The sequence below is a fragment of the Nocardia sp. NPDC047038 genome (genome assembly GCF_040644075.1).
Lineage (GTDB): Bacteria > Actinomycetota > Actinomycetes > Mycobacteriales > Mycobacteriaceae > Nocardia > Nocardia sichangensis.
This window is the reverse complement of record NZ_JBEYVQ010000001.1, coordinates 637,285-653,992: the sequence shown is the minus strand read 5'-3', so window position 1 is coordinate 653,992 and position 16,708 is coordinate 637,285. Positions and strand designations below refer to the sequence as shown.

At 63.8% G+C, this 16,708-nt stretch carries 18 protein-coding genes; 16 read left to right on the top strand and 2 right to left on the bottom strand.

All coding sequences use genetic code 11. The features are described 5' to 3' along the window. The first annotated feature begins 229 nt into the window (after positions 1 to 229). From ABZ824_RS03125 to ABZ824_RS03080, 10 genes are all read left to right on the top strand, one after another. The gene (locus ABZ824_RS03125) at positions 230 to 769 is read left to right on the top strand and encodes a DUF3558 domain-containing protein (RefSeq protein WP_356961352.1); all 540 of its coding nucleotides are present in this window, start codon (positions 230 to 232) and stop codon (positions 767 to 769) included. Positions 770 to 810: 41 nt separating this feature from the next. Then, on the top strand, positions 811 to 1,290 hold the full coding sequence (locus tag ABZ824_RS03120; RefSeq protein ID WP_356961351.1) for a hypothetical protein: 480 nt from the start codon (positions 811 to 813) through the stop codon (positions 1,288 to 1,290). Then, entirely contained in the window at positions 1,287 to 2,450 is a 1,164-nt protein-coding gene (locus ABZ824_RS03115) for a hypothetical protein (protein ID WP_356961350.1), read from the top strand. The genes ABZ824_RS03120 and ABZ824_RS03115 overlap by 4 nt, the downstream gene beginning before the upstream one ends. Before the next feature lie 97 nt (positions 2,451 to 2,547). Continuing rightward, positions 2,548 to 3,324, top strand: coding sequence for an ESX secretion-associated protein EspG (locus ABZ824_RS03110; protein WP_356961348.1), 777 nt, complete (start codon positions 2,548 to 2,550; stop codon positions 3,322 to 3,324). 136 nt (positions 3,325 to 3,460) lie between these two features. Further along, positions 3,461 to 4,045, top strand: a complete 585-nt coding sequence (locus ABZ824_RS03105; RefSeq protein WP_356961347.1) for a hypothetical protein — start codon at positions 3,461 to 3,463, stop codon at positions 4,043 to 4,045. Then, on the top strand, positions 4,045 to 4,356 hold the full coding sequence (locus tag ABZ824_RS03100) for a hypothetical protein (RefSeq protein ID WP_356961345.1): 312 nt from the start codon (positions 4,045 to 4,047) through the stop codon (positions 4,354 to 4,356). Before ABZ824_RS03105 ends, ABZ824_RS03100 begins: the two co-directional genes overlap by 1 nt. Positions 4,357 to 4,358: 2 nt before the next feature. Further along, positions 4,359 to 5,219, top strand: coding sequence for a hypothetical protein (locus tag ABZ824_RS03095; protein ID WP_356961344.1), 861 nt, complete (start codon positions 4,359 to 4,361; stop codon positions 5,217 to 5,219). A 26-nt stretch (positions 5,220 to 5,245) separates the two neighbouring features. Further along, positions 5,246 to 5,758, top strand: coding sequence for a hypothetical protein (locus ABZ824_RS03090; RefSeq protein ID WP_356961343.1), 513 nt, complete (start codon positions 5,246 to 5,248; stop codon positions 5,756 to 5,758). Between the two features lie 272 nt (positions 5,759 to 6,030). Then, the gene (locus ABZ824_RS03085) at positions 6,031 to 6,600 is read left to right on the top strand and encodes a hypothetical protein (RefSeq protein ID WP_356961341.1); all 570 of its coding nucleotides are present in this window, start codon (positions 6,031 to 6,033) and stop codon (positions 6,598 to 6,600) included. 65 nt (positions 6,601 to 6,665) lie between these two features. Next, the gene (locus tag ABZ824_RS03080; protein ID WP_356961340.1) at positions 6,666 to 7,133 is read left to right on the top strand and encodes a hypothetical protein; all 468 of its coding nucleotides are present in this window, start codon (positions 6,666 to 6,668) and stop codon (positions 7,131 to 7,133) included. Between the two features lie 72 nt (positions 7,134 to 7,205). Here the strand turns inward: ABZ824_RS03080 and ABZ824_RS03075 are convergent, their stop codons facing one another. Then, the gene (locus ABZ824_RS03075; RefSeq protein ID WP_356961339.1) at positions 7,206 to 7,526 is read right to left on the bottom strand and encodes a hypothetical protein; all 321 of its coding nucleotides are present in this window, start codon (positions 7,524 to 7,526) and stop codon (positions 7,206 to 7,208) included. A 423-nt stretch (positions 7,527 to 7,949) separates the two neighbouring features. On the opposite strand from ABZ824_RS03075, the gene ABZ824_RS03070 reads away from it, so the two are divergent. The 6 genes from ABZ824_RS03070 to ABZ824_RS03045 all read left to right on the top strand — a co-directional run bounded on the left by ABZ824_RS03070 (position 7,950) and on the right by ABZ824_RS03045 (position 14,857). Next, positions 7,950 to 8,687 carry an IPT/TIG domain-containing protein gene (locus ABZ824_RS03070; RefSeq protein WP_356961338.1) on the top strand — a complete coding sequence of 246 codons (738 nt, stop codon included), beginning with the start codon at positions 7,950 to 7,952 and terminating at the stop codon, positions 8,685 to 8,687. Between the two features lie 799 nt (positions 8,688 to 9,486). Further along, on the top strand, positions 9,487 to 9,708 hold the full coding sequence (locus ABZ824_RS03065; RefSeq protein WP_355069956.1) for a hypothetical protein: 222 nt from the start codon (positions 9,487 to 9,489) through the stop codon (positions 9,706 to 9,708). Next, positions 9,705 to 10,142, top strand: coding sequence for a hypothetical protein (locus ABZ824_RS03060; protein WP_355069954.1), 438 nt, complete (start codon positions 9,705 to 9,707; stop codon positions 10,140 to 10,142). Before ABZ824_RS03065 ends, ABZ824_RS03060 begins: the two co-directional genes overlap by 4 nt. After that, complete coding sequence (locus ABZ824_RS03055) at positions 10,139 to 10,444, top strand: hypothetical protein (RefSeq protein WP_356961335.1); 306 nt, start codon at positions 10,139 to 10,141, stop codon at positions 10,442 to 10,444. Before ABZ824_RS03060 ends, ABZ824_RS03055 begins: the two co-directional genes overlap by 4 nt. A 334-nt stretch (positions 10,445 to 10,778) precedes the next feature. Then, on the top strand, positions 10,779 to 13,727 hold the full coding sequence (locus ABZ824_RS03050) for an IPT/TIG domain-containing protein (RefSeq protein WP_356961334.1): 2,949 nt from the start codon (positions 10,779 to 10,781) through the stop codon (positions 13,725 to 13,727). Between the two features lie 122 nt (positions 13,728 to 13,849). After that, positions 13,850 to 14,857: a hypothetical protein gene (locus tag ABZ824_RS03045; protein ID WP_356961332.1), complete on the top strand. Its 1,008-nt coding sequence runs from the start codon at positions 13,850 to 13,852 to the stop codon at positions 14,855 to 14,857. A gap of 19 nt (positions 14,858 to 14,876) precedes the next feature. Here the strand turns inward: ABZ824_RS03045 and ABZ824_RS03040 are convergent, their stop codons facing one another. After that, positions 14,877 to 16,664 (bottom strand): penicillin-binding transpeptidase domain-containing protein, encoded by a 1,788-nt coding sequence (locus tag ABZ824_RS03040; protein ID WP_356961330.1) that lies wholly within the window; start codon positions 16,662 to 16,664, stop codon positions 14,877 to 14,879. Positions 16,665 to 16,708: the final 44 nt, after the last annotated feature.

The following is a 16,708-nucleotide window of genomic DNA, read 5'->3' as shown; positions in this document are numbered from 1 at the left end:
CCCAGCCGCTCGTCCATGCCCCGGCCTCTTGCTCGCGCGAGGCCGGGGCACTCGTTGAACCAGGGTGGGTCCCTCGCAGGTGATGCATGTCAGGTCGCTTGCACCCCGGAAACGCCGCCGGTAGCGTCAACATTCACTGCAGGGGGCGGAGGAGCCGGTCCGGCCCTGGAGAGGCCAGGAACAACCGGTGCGAGGGGAACCAATGACATCAGGGCGGACTTCGCGGCAATTGACCATCCTCGCCGTCGGTGCCGCACTCGTTCTGGCGGGCTGTGGTCCGGCCGATGATGATGCCTCACCGACCGGAATCTCCTCCGCCCTTCCGAGCTTCGCCCCTGACGCACCCACTGGCTACGACCCGTGCACCGACATCCCGCAAACTGTGCTCGATTCAGAGAACCTGCGCAGTAAGGATAAGAAGGACGCCAACGCATCGGGGGGAATCAAGTGGCGTGGTTGTATGTGGGCGCAGCCTGATGGATACGTACCGACCATCCGCACAACGAATCTCACCGTTGACATGGTGCGGGACAAGAAGTTCGCAGATACCCGCGAATACGCGATCGGCGGTCGCCGAGCGATCTCGACACGGCAGGTCGAGGAGCACCTCAACGCCGTATGCACGATCAATGTGGAGATGAAGGGCGGAAGCCTGGAATTCTTCCTCAGCAACCCACCGTCGAATCGCAAGACCGGCCAACTCGACTCCTGCGCGCTCGCGAAAACTCTGGCGGAGAAGGTAGTGCCGACAATGCCTGCCACTGTTTGACATACGTCGAAGCGATCGATTTGACCGGGAGGGAACCGTACATGGGGGACGACAATGCGCAGCCGCCTCGGCCTATGGCCAACATCTTGAACGCCGCACAAGAGGGCCAGCTAGGTATCCAGATGTCCGCAGAGGACTTCATCTACATAGACCGTGACTGCGAGTATTTCAAGATTTCCATTCGGAAAATCCAAGCTTCCATGGAACTTGTGTCAGGGCAGGATCGCTGGGGCTTGGGCGAGGGTAACGCCGACATGGTCTCGGCAGAAACCCTGGTCGATAGATTCAAGAAGAAGGCTCGGGGGGCCGAGGACCGGAACAGCGTCCATCAGATCATGGAAGATCACTATCGGATCGTCGAGGACATCCAAGAGGTGCATAGACTCGCCCGTGATCGAATCATGCAGGTAGACAGTGACTTTGCCGCAGATTTCAACCGGTTGAACACCACCCTGCCCGAGCGCCCGCCCGTCGGAGTCCAGTTCTCACCGCCCAGGCTCCCGAATGGAACCGACAAATGAACGGCTACGAGAACAAGCGCATCCCGAACGGTGGTGAGCACCCCGACAGCTGGGAACACTCCCGCATCAACGACACGTTCAAGCCGCTCGACCCCACCAACACGTTCACGCAAGCTGACACATATTGGCAAGCTCGCAACGAGTGGGAGCGAGGTGTTGAAACTTTCGCACGCTCCATCCAGACTTCCATTGCGCAAGCCTGGTCCGGCCCCGCAGCGGAACAGTCCAAGAGTTCCATCGCCAAATACACCAGCGACGCGCAGAATCTGACGACATCACTCGAGGAGCTGTACTACCGCGTTCGCGACGCCGCCACCGCAATCACCGATACGAAGAAGGCTATCCCCGACCTCGTCAATATCCCGTTCGAGGATCGCATCTTCCATCCGAGGCGCTGGAATCTGTCCAGCGAACGCTTCCTGGCCGAGCAGTCCGCGCGGGTCGCGATGCAGGAATACTACGTCCAACCGTTCAGCGAGATGGACGGCAAGATTCCGGTGCTGCCCACTCCGGTCGGCCCGACCGCGTCGGTAGACATCCCGGCGCCCCCTCCGGGCGGATACCACAGCGACGGTAGCGGGGGCCCCTCGTCGAACGACTCCGGCAACGGTCCTACCAGCACCGATTCCGGTACTCCCGGCGACAAGGACGGCGACGGCAAGCCCGATACGGCGAGCACCGAGGAACAGCAGCAGTCCACCGACGAGTCGACCCAGAATCAGCAATCCTCCGACACGACGGCGTCCGATACCACGACCAAGCCCGCAGGTGTCGACCCAACGTCGACGACGCCCGCCTCCACCACGGACCCGACTAAGACCACGTCGACGGGCACCCCGACCCCACACAGCCCGGGCACACCGGGCAGCCCCGGCACGCCCGGCACAACGAACCAGCCGCAACCGGGCCGCAGCATCGCGGGCACACCGGGAACGCCGAACACATCCGTGAATCCGGCAGCCGCCGCGCGGACCACCTCAGGTCTGCGAGGCACGAGCGGAACGTCGGGCATGATGCCGCACGGCTCTCGCGGCGGCAAGGACGACGAATCCGAGCACAAAATACCGGACTACCTGATCACCCAGGAGAACACCGACGAGCTGCTCGGTGAGCCTCCGAGAACTCTGCCGGATGGCGTCATCGGCGGCACGCCCGACTGATCGGCCGCATACTTCTCGACTCGGCGCACGCCCGCAGCCATTGGTAGCGGGCGTGCGTGGATATTGGCCGCTCCGACGCGGCCGGATTGGACCTCACATGGCTGAATGGACCTGGGAACCGGACGACTTCGCCGCTCTCTGGTACGGCGACGCGCACGATCGCATCCCCAGCCCACTGCGCTACACCAGCCGTTTCGCCTTCCGCGACGACTTCGCCGCCCACCGCGCCGCCGTATGGGAGCGCTACACCGCGGACGAACTGGACGAGATCGCCGCGGCCTTCCACACCCTCGGCGACTCCGATCTCCGAATCGAGATCCTCGGCGGCACCTGCAAGCACAAGAACAGCACCGGCCCCGACGACATCCGCGAGTACCGAATCCTCGGCGCCCGCGACAGCTACCGCGCCGTCGTCCTCAGCCAAGCGGGCAACCAACACGAGCACGGCCCGATCCGCGCCCGCATGTTCCCCGCCGAACAACTCCCGGCACGTCTCGTCAACGCCATCCCCGCCTGCACCCCCGGTGCGGAGAAACCCGCCACCTTCCACCCCGACGACCTGATCCCCCGCCGCGACACCTACCTCCGGGACAACGCCCGCAACACCCCCCGCGAGCAATACCAGCGCCTCCTCGGCCGCCCCGTCGACGGCGGCGGCACCGCCGTCCTCATCACCGCCCCCCTGCACACCCACACCAAACCCACCAAAGTCCTCCAGTGGCACGACATCTCCACCGACGGCCGCTACACCGAACACCGCACCGACCACATCACCGTCCGCCCCACCACCCCCACCGACCTGACCACCCACTTCACAACCTGGATCGACCAAGCCCTCCAACGCCTCGCCGCCGCCCGCCCCGAAAACTGGTAGCGATCCACTGGAACCGAACCCGGTCACCCGACGTCCAAGTAGTACAGAGAACCGCTGTAGGTCGACCGACAGCACCGAGGAGAGGATGCCGCAGTGAGGACTGAAGTGCACATGCCCCCGATGCGAGGTGGGATTGGTGACTGAGCAGGTGGATATTCGCCTGATCGGTGCGGGTTTCTTCACGATGAATCTGGATGACGGTCGCCTTCCCATCACCGTCGACGCGGACCGGAACCTGCACGCCCGCTTGGATCCACCGGATCTCTCCGCCGCCGCGATGACCTGCTACTACATCGCCCTCTGGCGCCACGATGCACCTATCATCGCCCAGGGCAAGTTCGCCGCACTGAGCGCATCCCCCTCTCGTCGTGCGCAAATGATCACACTGCTGGATACACAGACGCTTACAGAATTCGAGACGGTAGAGCGAGCTCTCCGGGGGCATGACGTATTCATTGGCCGGGGCCCATGGACCGATTTCGGATCGCATTCTGTTACGGTGACAGCAAGCATCTCTCGTATCAGCAGGATCGATATCGATTCCAACTGGGCGGCAACTGTCAGTCCATCGTATATCGCCCACGATATCCTTGACTGCGCTGACCAAATACGCCGTCAGCGTCCAAAGTTCCATGAAGATGGGTCATGGGGCCAGCGCTCCGACGACGAACTCGAATACGAGCTCGAAGAGTACAAGAAGTACCTAATGAGGAGTATCTGATGGTCGATTTTTCGGTGGATCTCAATCAGCTGGTTTTCGCCTCCAATGCTTGGGTACGTGCATCCGATCACCTCGATGATGCCGCACAAAAGGCAGAGGAAATCCGAGACAGTAATAGAGAAGTCGTATGGGCCTTGTATCAGGAGGCTTGGACCGCCCAGGTCGCAGCCGCGCAATACATGCAGGACAGACTGACCGAGGGACGTGCTGAGACACAATCGATCGGAGACGTCCTCGCGCACGTTGCCAAAGTGTATGCGGAGCACGACCAAAACTTTGCAAACGTTCTGATCAAACTCGACGAGGGATAATCGTGGGAGTTACAAAAAGTCTCGACGAGATCAATACTGTACTCGACCAATTCGCCGACAAGGTCGAGGAGATACGAAACCAGCCCGCCAAAGTTGACGACGCGTTCGATAAGGCCGCGACTGCAGCAGCGGCACTGGAAGGAGCAGCCGTAGGAACCCCATTCCTCCTCTCACCGATCACCGGAGCCGTCGGAGCCGCCTACGGGGCGATTACCCACGACGACCTCACAGGCTACATGCAAGAACATAAGGAGGAAATCAAGGCAAAGATTCGCGAACTGCTGGCGAACCTGCACGATGCTATCGAAGGCATGCGAGCACCCGTCGCGTTCTTAAAAACGAGCGAAGAATGGCTTGTGCTGAAAGCCAAGATCGGTGAAGCCCAGAACAACGAAGTCAATAAGGGCAACGTTCTGGGCTACTGGCAGGGTGGGGCCGCACTTCGATACGGCGCGGCACGCACGCTTCAGGACACCGCCATGGATTCGGCAAAAGCAATCTGCGATAAGGTCGCCGACAGTCTAGGCATGGTAGCGAATTCAGCCTGGGAGTTCTACTCGACGATAGTTCAGGACATAGTTGAATTCTTGGTCGACTTCGGCATGGCTATATCCAAGATCGCAACAGGTATCGCTGCACCATGGGGAATCGCGGAGGCAATCGACGCCCTTGGCGGAATCATCAAGAAAGCGGTCGATTACGGGAAGAAACTCTTCGCGGCATTGTTGACCGAGAAACAGAATATCAACCGAATACAGGAATCCACAGCCAATCAGAAGGGTTTTCACGACAACCGATGGCCACAGAGCTCCTCGAGAGATTTCGACACAGAAATCCCCGGACCGGAGTGGGCCGCACTGTGAAACTATCTGGGCTTACAGCGGTCGCGATGCCGATGATGCTACTTTCCGGCTGCGGCCTACTTCCGCACACGCATCCAGAGAAAGAGATAACGCCAGAGAGCAGCCATTCGATTCAGGAACTGTGCGATTTTCCGAGACAGTTCTTCGCCACCAGATATGATGCCAATAAAATCGAAGTCAGCGTCGATGCCACCAAGCCGATGACCGAGAAGATCAGTTTCGGCAATGGATGCAGTTATCGGACGTCCGACCAAAATTATTTGGGTTACGTCTCTCTTCTGCATTCCGCCGATGCGATCACGTCCCCGCAACAGGTGGAGCATTCATCCCGAACTTTGACCGTTGATGGGGTTCGTGTCACGGAAATTGCAAAGCCCATACCAGACTATGCGGATCCTGCCACTGCACGCCCCTGGTTCGAACTGATCGCCGACATCGACGGGTGGGAGGGGAAATTGGGATTCAAGAATGGTGACGATCAAGGCACCCAAGTCGGCGCACGGCTTCTCGTCGACATGATCCGAAAACTGAAAGGTTGACGACATCACCGACCACCCACCCCGCCGGCCGGGCCAGCCATTTCTGAGTCTGGATCACCCCGTCCTCCAACGCCTCGAAGCCGCCCACCCGGAAAGTCGGTGACCGTCCATTGCAAACGAATCCTGTTTCGCGACTTATAAGTAGAGCGAGCGCCGCGGTGACGATCCCACCACTCGTCCACGCTTCGAATTGACTGCCAGTATCGACGGCTTGGGCACTGGAGTTCAAGAACAGCGAGACCAGGCTTGAAAACTGATGGGAAGCTCCAACTATGATCGGGATCTTTCGATTTATTACGGTGGCCGCAATCGCTGCTGCGCTGACAACCGGCTGCTCCGTGTCACTCTCACCTTCACCTTCGCCGCCGCACCCGGAGCCGCTGACGACCATGACACAGGGCGGTCTGTGCGATTCGCTGCTGACTTTCTTCGGTAAACAACTGGGCGCAGTTGGCACGAATTCGGTGCCGCTCTTCGGATTGAATGAAGCGATTTCGCCAGGCGGAATTTGCACCGTAATCAACACTGAGAGCCAGAGATCGAATGGCCGGATATCGTTACGGAATGCCCCGAACGCCCTGGACCCGACTGAGCGTGCCGTAGGGTTTACGAAGAAGACAGAACTGAATGAATCGATTTGGGTTCAGGATATGCGTACAGATACGAAGAATCCCGGTATCGAAGTCGTTTTTGCCACCCGAATCGGAGACTGGAATGGTCAACTGAGAATAACTGAGTCCGAAACCCGAACTGCGAATGGCATCCTGCATCTGACGGATGAGGACATACATAAGTCTGCTCAGTTCCTCATCGAGCTGACCAGAAGAGTGTCAAAGTCGTAGCGATCGACTCGGCAGTGGAAGCTACCAGTGAGGCGATTTCCGATCGAAAGAGAAGGGGGATTCCAATGGGGTATCCGTATGGCGGCGTCAGCCGCGAGCTGCCGCCGCCGGGGTTCGGCCGTCCTGAACCACCCCCGCCCAGCGGCGCCACCGCGATCTTCGCGGCTGCGATAACACTGAGCATTGGGTTGATGTGCGCCGTCGGAACCTTCTCTGGGGCCACATTCGCATACGACAACCGGAAGTACTGGTCGGGCGAAATGGCCCTGAACCTCGGGTTGGTCGGGGGCGCGGCCATCCTCTATGTGCTCGGAGCGGTCCTGCTGATCTTTCGCACCACAGTCGGTAGGGTGCTTGTGATCATCGATTCCGTGCTCGGAGTGATCTACGTCGTCGCCATGGTCGACCACACGGGGAAACCGGCTTTGCTCATCCTTGCGACGCCCGTGCTGATCGCTCTTGCCCTTGCGGCGATGAAGCCGACCGGACGCTGGATCGCCGCCGAACGAACCGTCCCCGACCGGAGGATGTAGGGCCGGACGGCTGTACCGTTCTTCGACCGACCATGGTCGCCGAACAGCGCAGCGGGATCGGCGAAGTGAGGTTCAGATCTGCTGATGCGGGGCTCGACGCCGCAGCATCGCGTGGTGGATGTAGTACTTGTCGACCTGGCGGGTGAAGACGCTCACCAGTTCCCAGCCGAAGTACACGTCCAGCCATTCGATGCAGGCGGTCAGAGTCGACAGGGTTCCGTTGTGGTCGGGCTTGGTCAGTCCCATGTCCCATGCCAGAGTGCGTCGCGGCTGTGCGCAGATGACCAGGTATTTGCGCCGGTAGGTGCTCATGTCTACGGTTCCGTCCAGGATGGCCTTGACGTCGAGAACCCGCCCGGGACCGGCCGGGAGCAGTGGAGGCCGACCGTTCATGCTCCGGTTCCTGCCTGCGCGGATCGACGGGAAGGACAAACCAGCGTGCCGGTGGGAGCCCAGCCGAGTCCGACTCTCCTGTCCCACATGACGATTCCGGCACCGCTCCGCTCGGTCAACGTATCCCCCTCCGACGCAACGCGCTCGACAGCGCGGTTGAGGTCCACGATAGCGGGCTCGAAACAGATGCTGTCGGAGACCGGTGGCGCCCCCGGCGCCTCGGAACTGTCGCTGGGTCCACTAGGACTCTGCTGAGCGCCATCTAACCCACGCCGATTCAAAACGGACAAAAACGGAGTGGCTGACTTATTGCCGAGGTAGCGGCGGTGGGCGCTAATGGAAAGAGCCGGGCCACTGAGTGAGTCGGGGCGCCCTCCCCCCGGCGTAGAGAAAACAATCTCCACGAAACCAGGAGGCATCGCCGTGCCCACAATCACTTCGATCACACCCACCTCGGGCCCCACCACGGGAGGCACCAGCGTCACGATCGCGGGCACCGGGTTCACCGGTCCGCTGACCGTGCGGTTCGGCTCCACCGCAACGACTTTCACCATCGACTCCGCCATACAGATCACGGCCGTCGCTCCCGCGGGGTCGGCCGGCGCGGTACAGGTGACGGTCAGCGATTCGGGCGGAACCAGCAACGGTGCCACCTACACCTATCTCGCCGTCCCGGCTTTGACCTCCATCGCCCCCGGCCAGGGGTCAACCGCCGGCGGGACGTCGGTCACGCTCACCGGGTCCGGACTGACCGGTGCCACCGCCGTCACTTTCGGCACCACACCGGCGACTTCGTTCACCGTCGACTCGGATACGCAGATCACGGCCGTCGCCCCGGCGGGCACGGGCATCGTGTCGGTCACCGTCACCGCTCCGGGCGGCACCAGCAACGGGGTCACCTTCATCTATGTCGTGGTGCCCACCATCACGGCGGTCTCCCCTGCTTCGGGTCCCGCATCGGGCGGCAACAACGTCACGATCTCCGGCACCGGGTTCACCGGCCCGCTGACCGTCCGGTTCGGCAGCACCGCCACGACCTTCACCGTCGACTCCGCGTTGCAGATCACCGCCATCGCTCCCGGAGGTGCGACCGGATCCGTGCAGGTCACCGTCACCGGCTCGGGTGGCACCAGCAACGGCGTCACCTACACCTACGTCTGATCGAGACAGCCCACGGGCCGTCGCCGGGAATCCGGCGGCGGCCCGATCGCGTTGAGCGCCTGATTCACTGCGAGCTTCTCGCAGTCCCTCTCGAGCAGACCGTCCCGCAACAGCAGGATCCTTCCTTCACACCGGCGACCGACACCGGCCACGTGCCCGGTAGCCCACGCGCCGTGGAACGGCCCGGCACCGATAGTGACTGCGCGCGACGGGATTCCGTTCGCAGGAGGGACAGTCGGCAGCAAAGGCGACAGTCCCGGCCTGCCATGTCGGCGAGAACAACTCCGGGGCAAGGCCCGACGATGCGCTCCCGGCGCGGTACCCGGCGCTGGTCAACACGTGGCAACAATCTGGAAAACGGACAAAAACGGATCATCCTACACGTTGCCGACGCGCTGTTCCTGGGGCATAACGGAGTTAACCGATCCAACACCAGCTTCGGGCACCCCCGCTTTGGAGGAACCAGCAAACAGAGAGGCAGCGCCATGCCTACATTCCTCTCCCCGTCTTCGGGACGGCACGCGCGGGCTTCTCGTGTCACGGTGGCGACCGGCATTCGAGTGGACAGCATCGCGGTGGTGCGGGCGACAGCATCGCATCACGAACCGTCCTCCACCGCACACGGGTTCAACTAGTTCCCGCTCGGGGTGGATTCCACGACACCGACACGGTCCGAACTCGCGACCGTGTCCCAACGGACCCCGACACCTGGGTGCGGCGCACAGTTCTCCAGTCATCGGGCTTCCAGACCGGCCGGCGGCACCGTCGATGCCGCAGCAAGAAAGAAAGGAAAGAACCGATGAACAAAGTAATCACGTTCCTGCACAGCGAGCCCGTCCGCGCATTGTTGTACCCACTGCTGGTCGCGCTGATCGGGTACGGAGTCGCCAAGGGCGTTGTCTCGTCCGACCTCTCCGGATTCGTCCTCGCCATCATCGCGGCGGCGCTGGGCCTGCCCGCGGTCGAGTCGGCACGCCACCGGGTCAGCCCGGCGCCACCGGACAGCGGTGAACCAGCATGAAAGCGACCAAGGAGAAGACCCGCCACGACCCCTTCGAGGTGGTGCTGTGCGCTGTCTTCGGCGCCTCGATGCTCTTGCAGTGCGTCTACGGGCCGCCACCTGATTCGGCGACCGCGGCCATGCCGTCGGGGCTCCGGACACTGTGGCTGGTTCTCATGCTGATCGGCTGCGCCACGACGCTGGTCGGTCTGTTCGCCCGGCACGTCTGGGGGTATCTGATCGAGCAGGTCGGTCTCGGGGCGCTCGGCTGGTCCCTGGTGGCCTTCGGTGCGCAGCTGCTGCTGTTGCAGCTCGAGAACCGAAGCCTCGGCACGGCCACGTTTCTCGGCGGTCCGCTGCCGATCGCGCTGGGCGTCGCGTTCCTGTGGAAGCGCCGCCAGGTGCTGCAAGACGTGCGGACGTTGCACGCGGTGAAGGTGAGGGAGGCGTCATGAACCTGGTACAGCAGTCGCCGCTCTTCGCCGCGCTGGTGCTCATCGCCAGCTCATCGGCGCTGTCGGCGGCGGTGACGGCGTGGTTCAAGCGCGGCGACGTCGACGCCAACATGACCAAGACGAAGGCCGACGCGGCGAAAGTCCTCAGCGACCTGGCCATTTCGCAGACACAGCAGATGTCCGAGCAGATGGGCGAGTTCCGCATGGCGCTGCGGGCACACCGCGAGTGGGATCGGAAGATGGTGACCCGGGTGCGGCAGGCGGGCATCGAATTCGACGATCCGCCCGAACTGTTCCTGTGACGCGGACAGGAGCTCGACGAGCGGGACACCGCGAGGCCATTTTCCAGTGGTCGCCGAATGTTCGCGGCTCTCCGCGCTCCGGCCACCCGCTTCGCGTCGGCGAATAATCGGCGGCGTCGCGTCGCCGCCGAAAACTTCGCTGCCGCAACGCGTGCCAAGTAGTTCACTTCGCAAACAGACACGCCGGCACCTATCCGAAAACGGACCAAAACGGATTCCAGACATGTTGCCAGCCCCCGTATCTCGGAGTGAGATGGAAACCAGCCGGGCCATGGAATTGTCGGCGCCCCCGGTGACAGAGGAACAAACACCACGGAAACAAGGAGGCAGCGCCATGCCTACCATCACCTCTCTGTCCCCGACATCGGGACCGACCACCGGTGGTACGAGCGTCACGATCACGGGCACCGGATTCGGCGGTCCCACCACCGTACGATTCGGCAGTACCGCAACCACGTTCACGCTCGATTCCGCCACCCAGATCACTGCGGTCGCCCCCGCCGGTTCGGTCGGCACCGTGCAGGTCACCGTCACCAACTCGGGCGGGACCAGCAACGGGCTCCCCTACACCTATGTCGCCGTTCCCGCGTTGAACAGCATCACTCCCAATCAGGGGTCGACCGCGGGCGGAACGACCGTCACTCTGACCGGATCCGGCTTCACCGGCGCCACCGCGGTCACGTTCGGCAGCACACCGGCTACGTCCTTCACGGTCGTCTCCGACACGCAGATCACGGCCGTCACCCCGGCCGGAACGGGGATCGTCCCGGTCACCGTGACCGGTCCCGGCGGCACCAGCGGCGCGGTCCCCTACACCTATGTCGTGGTCCCCACGATCACGTCCATCTCGCCGACTTCCGGTCCCACCGCGGGCGGTAACAGCGTCATCATCACCGGTACCGGGTTCACCGGCCCGCTGTCGGTGCGATTCGGCAGCACCGCGACGCTTTTCACAATCAACTCCCCGACTCAGATCACGGCCGTCGCACCCGCCGGGACCGGCACCGTGCAGGTCACCGTCACCGGATCGGGTGGAACCAGCAACGGAGTCGCCTACACCTACGCCGCGGTGCCCACGCTGACGAGCATCGCCCCCAGCACCGGGCCGGTGACCGGCGGGACGACGGTGATTCTCACCGGAACCAACCTGACCGGAGCCACAGCGGTCACCTTCGGTGCCACACCGGCGACCTCGTTCACCGTCAATTCCGCCACCCAGATCACCGCCGTCGCACCGGCCGGAACCGGAACGGTATCGGTCAAGGTCACCACACCGGGTGGAATCAGTAACGGCGTCGCCTACACCTACGTCGCGGTGCCCACCCTCACCACGGTGGTCCCGAACACTGGACCGGCCGCAGGCGGAACAACGGTGATTCTCACCGGAACCAACCTGACCGGAGCCACAGCGGTCACCTTCGGTGCCACACCGGCGACCTCGTTCACCGTCAACTCCGCGACCCAGATCACCGCCGTCGCACCCGCCGGAACCGGAACAGTGTCGGTCACCGTCACCACTGCGGGCGGGACGAGCAACGGAGTCGCCTACACCTACATCGCCGTTCCCGCCCTCACAGCGGTAGTGCCGAACGTGGGTCCAGTGTCGGGCGGAACGACGGTCGTTCTCACGGGAACGGGACTGACCGGAGCCACTGCGGTCAGCTTCGGTGGCACACCGGCGACTTCGTTCACCGTCAATTCCGCCACCCAGATCACCGCCGTCGCACCCGCCGGAACCGGAACCGTATCGGTCACCGTCACCACACCCGGTGGAACCAGCAACGGAGTCGCCTACACCTACGTCGCGGTGCCCACCCTCACCACGGTGGTCCCGAATGTCGGACCGGTGTCCGGCGGAACAACCGTCGTTCTCACGGGAACCGGACTGACCGGAGCCACAGCGGTCACCTTCGGTGCCACACCGGCGACCTCGTTCACCGTCAACTCCGCCACCCAGATCACCGCCGTCGCACCCGCCGGAACCGGAACCGTATCGGTCACCGCCACCACACCCGGTGGAACCAGCAACGGAGTCGCCTACACCTACGTCGCGGTCCCGACCCTCACCGCGGTGGTCCCGAATTCGGGTGTGGCAGCTGGTGGGACGACGGTCGTCATCACCGGCACCGGGTTGTCGACAGCTACCGCGGTCACCTTCGGTGGCACCCCGGCGACCTCCTTCACGGTCAACTCCAATACGCAGATCACCGCCGTCGCACCCGCCGGAACCGGAACCGTATCGGTCACCGTCACCACAGCGGGCGGAACCAGCAACGGCCTGCCCTACACCTACATTCCGGTTCCCACCCTCACCACGGTGGTCCCGAATATCGGACCTGCCGCGGGCGGAACAACAGTCGTCATCACGGGAACCGGGCTGACCGGTACCACCGGGGTGGACTTCGGCGGTACACCGGCGACTTCGTTCACGGTCGACTCCAATACGCAGATCACCGCCGTCGCACCCGCCGGAACCGGTACAGTGCAGGTCACCGCCACCACATCCGGCGGAACCAGCAACGGCCTTCCATACACCTACATCGCAGTTCCCACGCTGACGGCAGCTGTCCCGAATGTGGGCGTGGAAGCGGGCGGTACGATCGTCGTTCTCACCGGCACAGGGCTGACCGGAGCCACAGCGGTCGACTTCGGTGCCACACCGGCGACCTCGTTCACCGTCGACTCCGCCACCCAGATCACCGCCGTCGCACCCGCCGGAACCGGAACGGTGCAACTCACCGTCACCACAGCGGGCGGAACCAGCAATGGCGTGGCCTACACCTACATTCCGCTCCCCACCCTCACCACGGTGCTGCCGAATGTGGGATTGGAAGCCGGTGGGACGATCGTCGTCCTGACCGGGACGGGGCTCTCCACCGCCACCGCGGTCACCTTCGGCGGCACACCGGCCACCTCGTTCACAGTGCTCTCCGATACGCAGATCACCGCGGTCGCACCCGCGGGGACCGGCACCGTACAGGTCACCGTCACCACCGCAGGAGGTACCAGCAACGGAATCGCCTACACCTACCTCGGTGTTCCCACATTGATCACGGCGCTGCCGAACGTGGGGTCGGCGGCGGGCGGGACGACGGTCGTCATCGCCGGAACGAATTTGACCGGAGCAACCTCCGTCGACTTCGGCGCCACACCGGCGGCGTCGTTCACCGTCGACTCCGCGCTCCAGATCACGGCGGTCACACCCGCCGGAACGGGCACCGTACAACTCACCGTCACCACTGCAGGAGGAACCAGTAATGGTCTTGCGTTCACCTACATCTGACGGCTGAAGCGGCTGGGCCGTCGGCAGGCTGTTGCCGGCGGCCCAGCTTCGTCGCGGTCGAGCGACTACGACACGAGTCTCCGCCACCGTGGACGGAGGCTGCAGGGGTTAAGGGGGTTTCGTTGGCGACCGTACTCAAGATGCTGCTGGCGGAGCGGCATCTCAAGAGTCATCACGATTTTCTGGCCGCGTACGACCGGTGCGCGGCGCGGCTCGATCCGCCCATCCCGCCCGGGCACGGGCCGGCGAAGGCGCAGTATTACCAGTGGTTGTCCGGGCGCATGATCGGGCTGCCGCGCGACTATCACTGCCGAGTGCTGGAGCGGATGTTCCCGGGCTGGACCGTTGAGGGATTGTTCCAGATGGCCAACTCCGCACCCGTCGACATCCCTTCGCACGAGACGGGATTCTCCGGCGTCGAGGCCTCACTCGAGGCTTTCCTCGGCGCCGAGATGATCACCAACGGAACGACGCTGGTGTACTCGGCATTCGAGTTGGCACGGCCCGCCGCGCAAGCACTTCGAGCGGCGGGCATCGGCCAGCAGCGTGTGTTTCAGAAGCATGGCGGCGCGTTCGGGAACCGATACGTCGACCTCCCGTCGGTGGTGGCGGAGAACGATCTGCGGGGATTGCTGTATGTGCTTTCCTTCCTGCAACGCCACACCAGCATCCCGGTCGACGTCCGCAGCGACCGCGATCTCGTCGCGCGCCGCGACCGCCCGTGCATCAGCTTCGGGCTGACCGGCAACGACTGCCTGCGGTTGTATCTAGACACCGTCGAGCGTCCGCTGTTCACCGTGCGCGACAGCGTCGCCGAGGACGGTTTCCGTTCCGTGCATCTGCGACTGGCCGACGGAAGCGGGTACGACTCCGGCGACGACCGCAACATCGGCGTCGTCGCCCGGGTACGCCCGAGCCCGGATCGGCATCCCGGCCGCTACTGGATGCATTGCGGCGGTTTGGGTCCACGAGGCACCGCCGGAGCGGGGTGGTATCTGGCCCACTCGTGGGGGGCTCTGCAACAGCGTGCCGGTGATCACGACTTCGTCGCCGTCATCGGTGTCGACCAGTACTCCGACCACACGGTCAGCTTGGAGCATCTGCTGATCGGACCGGCCTCCGGTGAATGACAGTGTGAGCGGCGATGCGTCAGTATCCGGGTGGCAGCGCCGCCAGCATGTCCCGTGTCACCGCGACGGCGTTGTCGGAACTGCCCCCTTCGACCAGCAGCGTCGCGAAAGCGATGTCGCCACGGAAGCCGACGAACCAGGAGTGCGACCCGCCGTCCACTTCGGCTTCGCCGGTCTTGCCGTAGACCTCGCCCTGATCGGCGATCCGCTCGGCCGTACCACCCAGGACCACCTTGCGCATCATCGTGCGCAGTCCCTCGATGACGTCGGGAGCGAGGGGCGGACGGTCGCCATCGACCTGGGTGGGCCGCCCCGCGATCAGGTACGGCACGGGCGCCGAGCCGTGCGCGACGGTCGCTGCCATGAGCGCCATGCCGAACGGGCTGACCACCACTTTGCCCTGACCGATGCCGTCCTCGGTGCGCTGGATCAGGTCGTCCGAGGCGGGCACCGAACCGGTGGTCGTCGGCAGCCCCACCACCGTATACGTGGGTCCCACACCGAGCTTCGCGGCGGCCTCGTGCAACGCGGGACCGGGCAGATCACTGGCGAGTTTGGCGAACGAGGTGTTGCAGGACCGCTCGTAGGCCGTGGACATCGGCACATTGCCGACGGTGAACAGGTTGTAGTTGGGGATGGTCCGCTCCCCGATCACAATTCGGCTGGGGCACGGCAGCACCGTGTCCGGGGTCGCGAGGCCGTTCGACATGGCCGCGGCGGCGGTCACCGTCTTGAACACCGAGCCGGGCGGATACTGGCCGATCGTCGCGAGGGGACCATCTCGATCGGCGGCCTTGTTCTGCGCGACCGCCAGGATCGCGCCGGTGGACGGGCGCAGCACCACCATCATGGTTTGCTCGGTACGCGCCTGCACGGCACGCTGTGCGGCGTTCTGCACGTTGCGGTCGACGCTGAGCGAGAACGACGGCGCGGGTTGCGAGGGCACCTCCATCAGGACATCGGTGTCGGCGCCGTTGGCGTTCAAGGTGACCACGCTCCACCCCGCTTTGCCGTCCACTTCCGCGATCACCGTTTTACGCACCTGGGTGAGCAGATCGGGCGCGAACTCCCGATCGGTGGCGACCAGATCCCACTGCTGGGTCAACGTCACGCCGGGCAACCCGATCAGATCGGTGGTCACCTCAGCGGATTCGAGATCGTTGAGCAGCGCGACCGTGTAGGCGCCGTGCGCGGCCTCGGCCGCGTCGAGAATCGACTGCGGCGTCAGCGACTTGTCGAAACGGTACAGCGCGGCGGAGAGCACGGTGGCCACACTTTTCGGATCGGCGGCGTCGGCCGCCACGAACGCGACCCGGGACACCTTGCCGGGCACCATGATGTCGCTGCCGGACTGCTCGTTCACCCGCGCCCGCGGCGGCGGCTCGGATCGCAACGCCATGGTCTGGGTGTCACCGAGTTTGGGATGGATGTCGGAAGAGGTCCAGCGGACCATCCAGCGCCCGTTGCTGCGTCCCATCTGCAACTGGCCCGAGTACTTCCAGGTCCGGTTCTTCGGTAGCCGCCACTCGTAGGTGTAGTCGACGGTCGCGGTGTCACCGGTCACGCGCGCCGCACCGGTGCGCGCCGTGAGCTGTTCGGCCTGGAGTTGATTCCAAGCGGAACGCAATGCTGCGTCTGCCTTTTCCGGCAGGTTCGTAAGGTCGGCGGCGGCGCTGACCCGGTGCTCGGCGAACGCTTTGACGAACGCGTCCGCGACGGGAACCGGCCCCTGCGGCTTGCTCGCACAACCGGCGGCCGCCACCGTGAGGGCCGCGACGGCGACCGAGAGAAGCATCCGAGTGGACATCGGCACCGATGGTAATAGTCACTGATGGGCAAACGCCTGCGGCA

What these genes read in the sequence shown, in the direction of transcription:
- ABZ824_RS03110 (WP_356961348.1), top strand. Translation starts at nt 2,548, where the DNA reads ATGGCTGAATGGACCTGGGAACCGGACGACTTCGCCGCTCTCTGGTAC.
- ABZ824_RS03080 (WP_356961340.1), top strand. Translation starts at nt 6,666, where the DNA reads ATGGGGTATCCGTATGGCGGCGTCAGCCGCGAGCTGCCGCCGCCGGGG.
- ABZ824_RS03085 (WP_356961341.1), top strand. Translation starts at nt 6,031, where the DNA reads ATGATCGGGATCTTTCGATTTATTACGGTGGCCGCAATCGCTGCTGCG.
- ABZ824_RS03060 (WP_355069954.1), top strand. Translation starts at nt 9,705, where the DNA reads ATGAAAGCGACCAAGGAGAAGACCCGCCACGACCCCTTCGAGGTGGTG.
- ABZ824_RS03055 (WP_356961335.1), top strand. Translation starts at nt 10,139, where the DNA reads ATGAACCTGGTACAGCAGTCGCCGCTCTTCGCCGCGCTGGTGCTCATC.
- ABZ824_RS03040 (WP_356961330.1), bottom strand. Translation starts at nt 16,664, where the DNA reads ATGTCCACTCGGATGCTTCTCTCGGTCGCCGTCGCGGCCCTCACGGTG.
- ABZ824_RS03115 (WP_356961350.1), top strand. Translation starts at nt 1,287, where the DNA reads ATGAACGGCTACGAGAACAAGCGCATCCCGAACGGTGGTGAGCACCCC.
- ABZ824_RS03100 (WP_356961345.1), top strand. Translation starts at nt 4,045, where the DNA reads ATGGTCGATTTTTCGGTGGATCTCAATCAGCTGGTTTTCGCCTCCAAT.
- ABZ824_RS03120 (WP_356961351.1), top strand. Translation starts at nt 811, where the DNA reads ATGGGGGACGACAATGCGCAGCCGCCTCGGCCTATGGCCAACATCTTG.
- ABZ824_RS03050 (WP_356961334.1), top strand. Translation starts at nt 10,779, where the DNA reads ATGCCTACCATCACCTCTCTGTCCCCGACATCGGGACCGACCACCGGT.
- ABZ824_RS03075 (WP_356961339.1), bottom strand. Translation starts at nt 7,526, where the DNA reads ATGAACGGTCGGCCTCCACTGCTCCCGGCCGGTCCCGGGCGGGTTCTC.
- ABZ824_RS03090 (WP_356961343.1), top strand. Translation starts at nt 5,246, where the DNA reads ATGCCGATGATGCTACTTTCCGGCTGCGGCCTACTTCCGCACACGCAT.
- ABZ824_RS03065 (WP_355069956.1), top strand. Translation starts at nt 9,487, where the DNA reads ATGAACAAAGTAATCACGTTCCTGCACAGCGAGCCCGTCCGCGCATTG.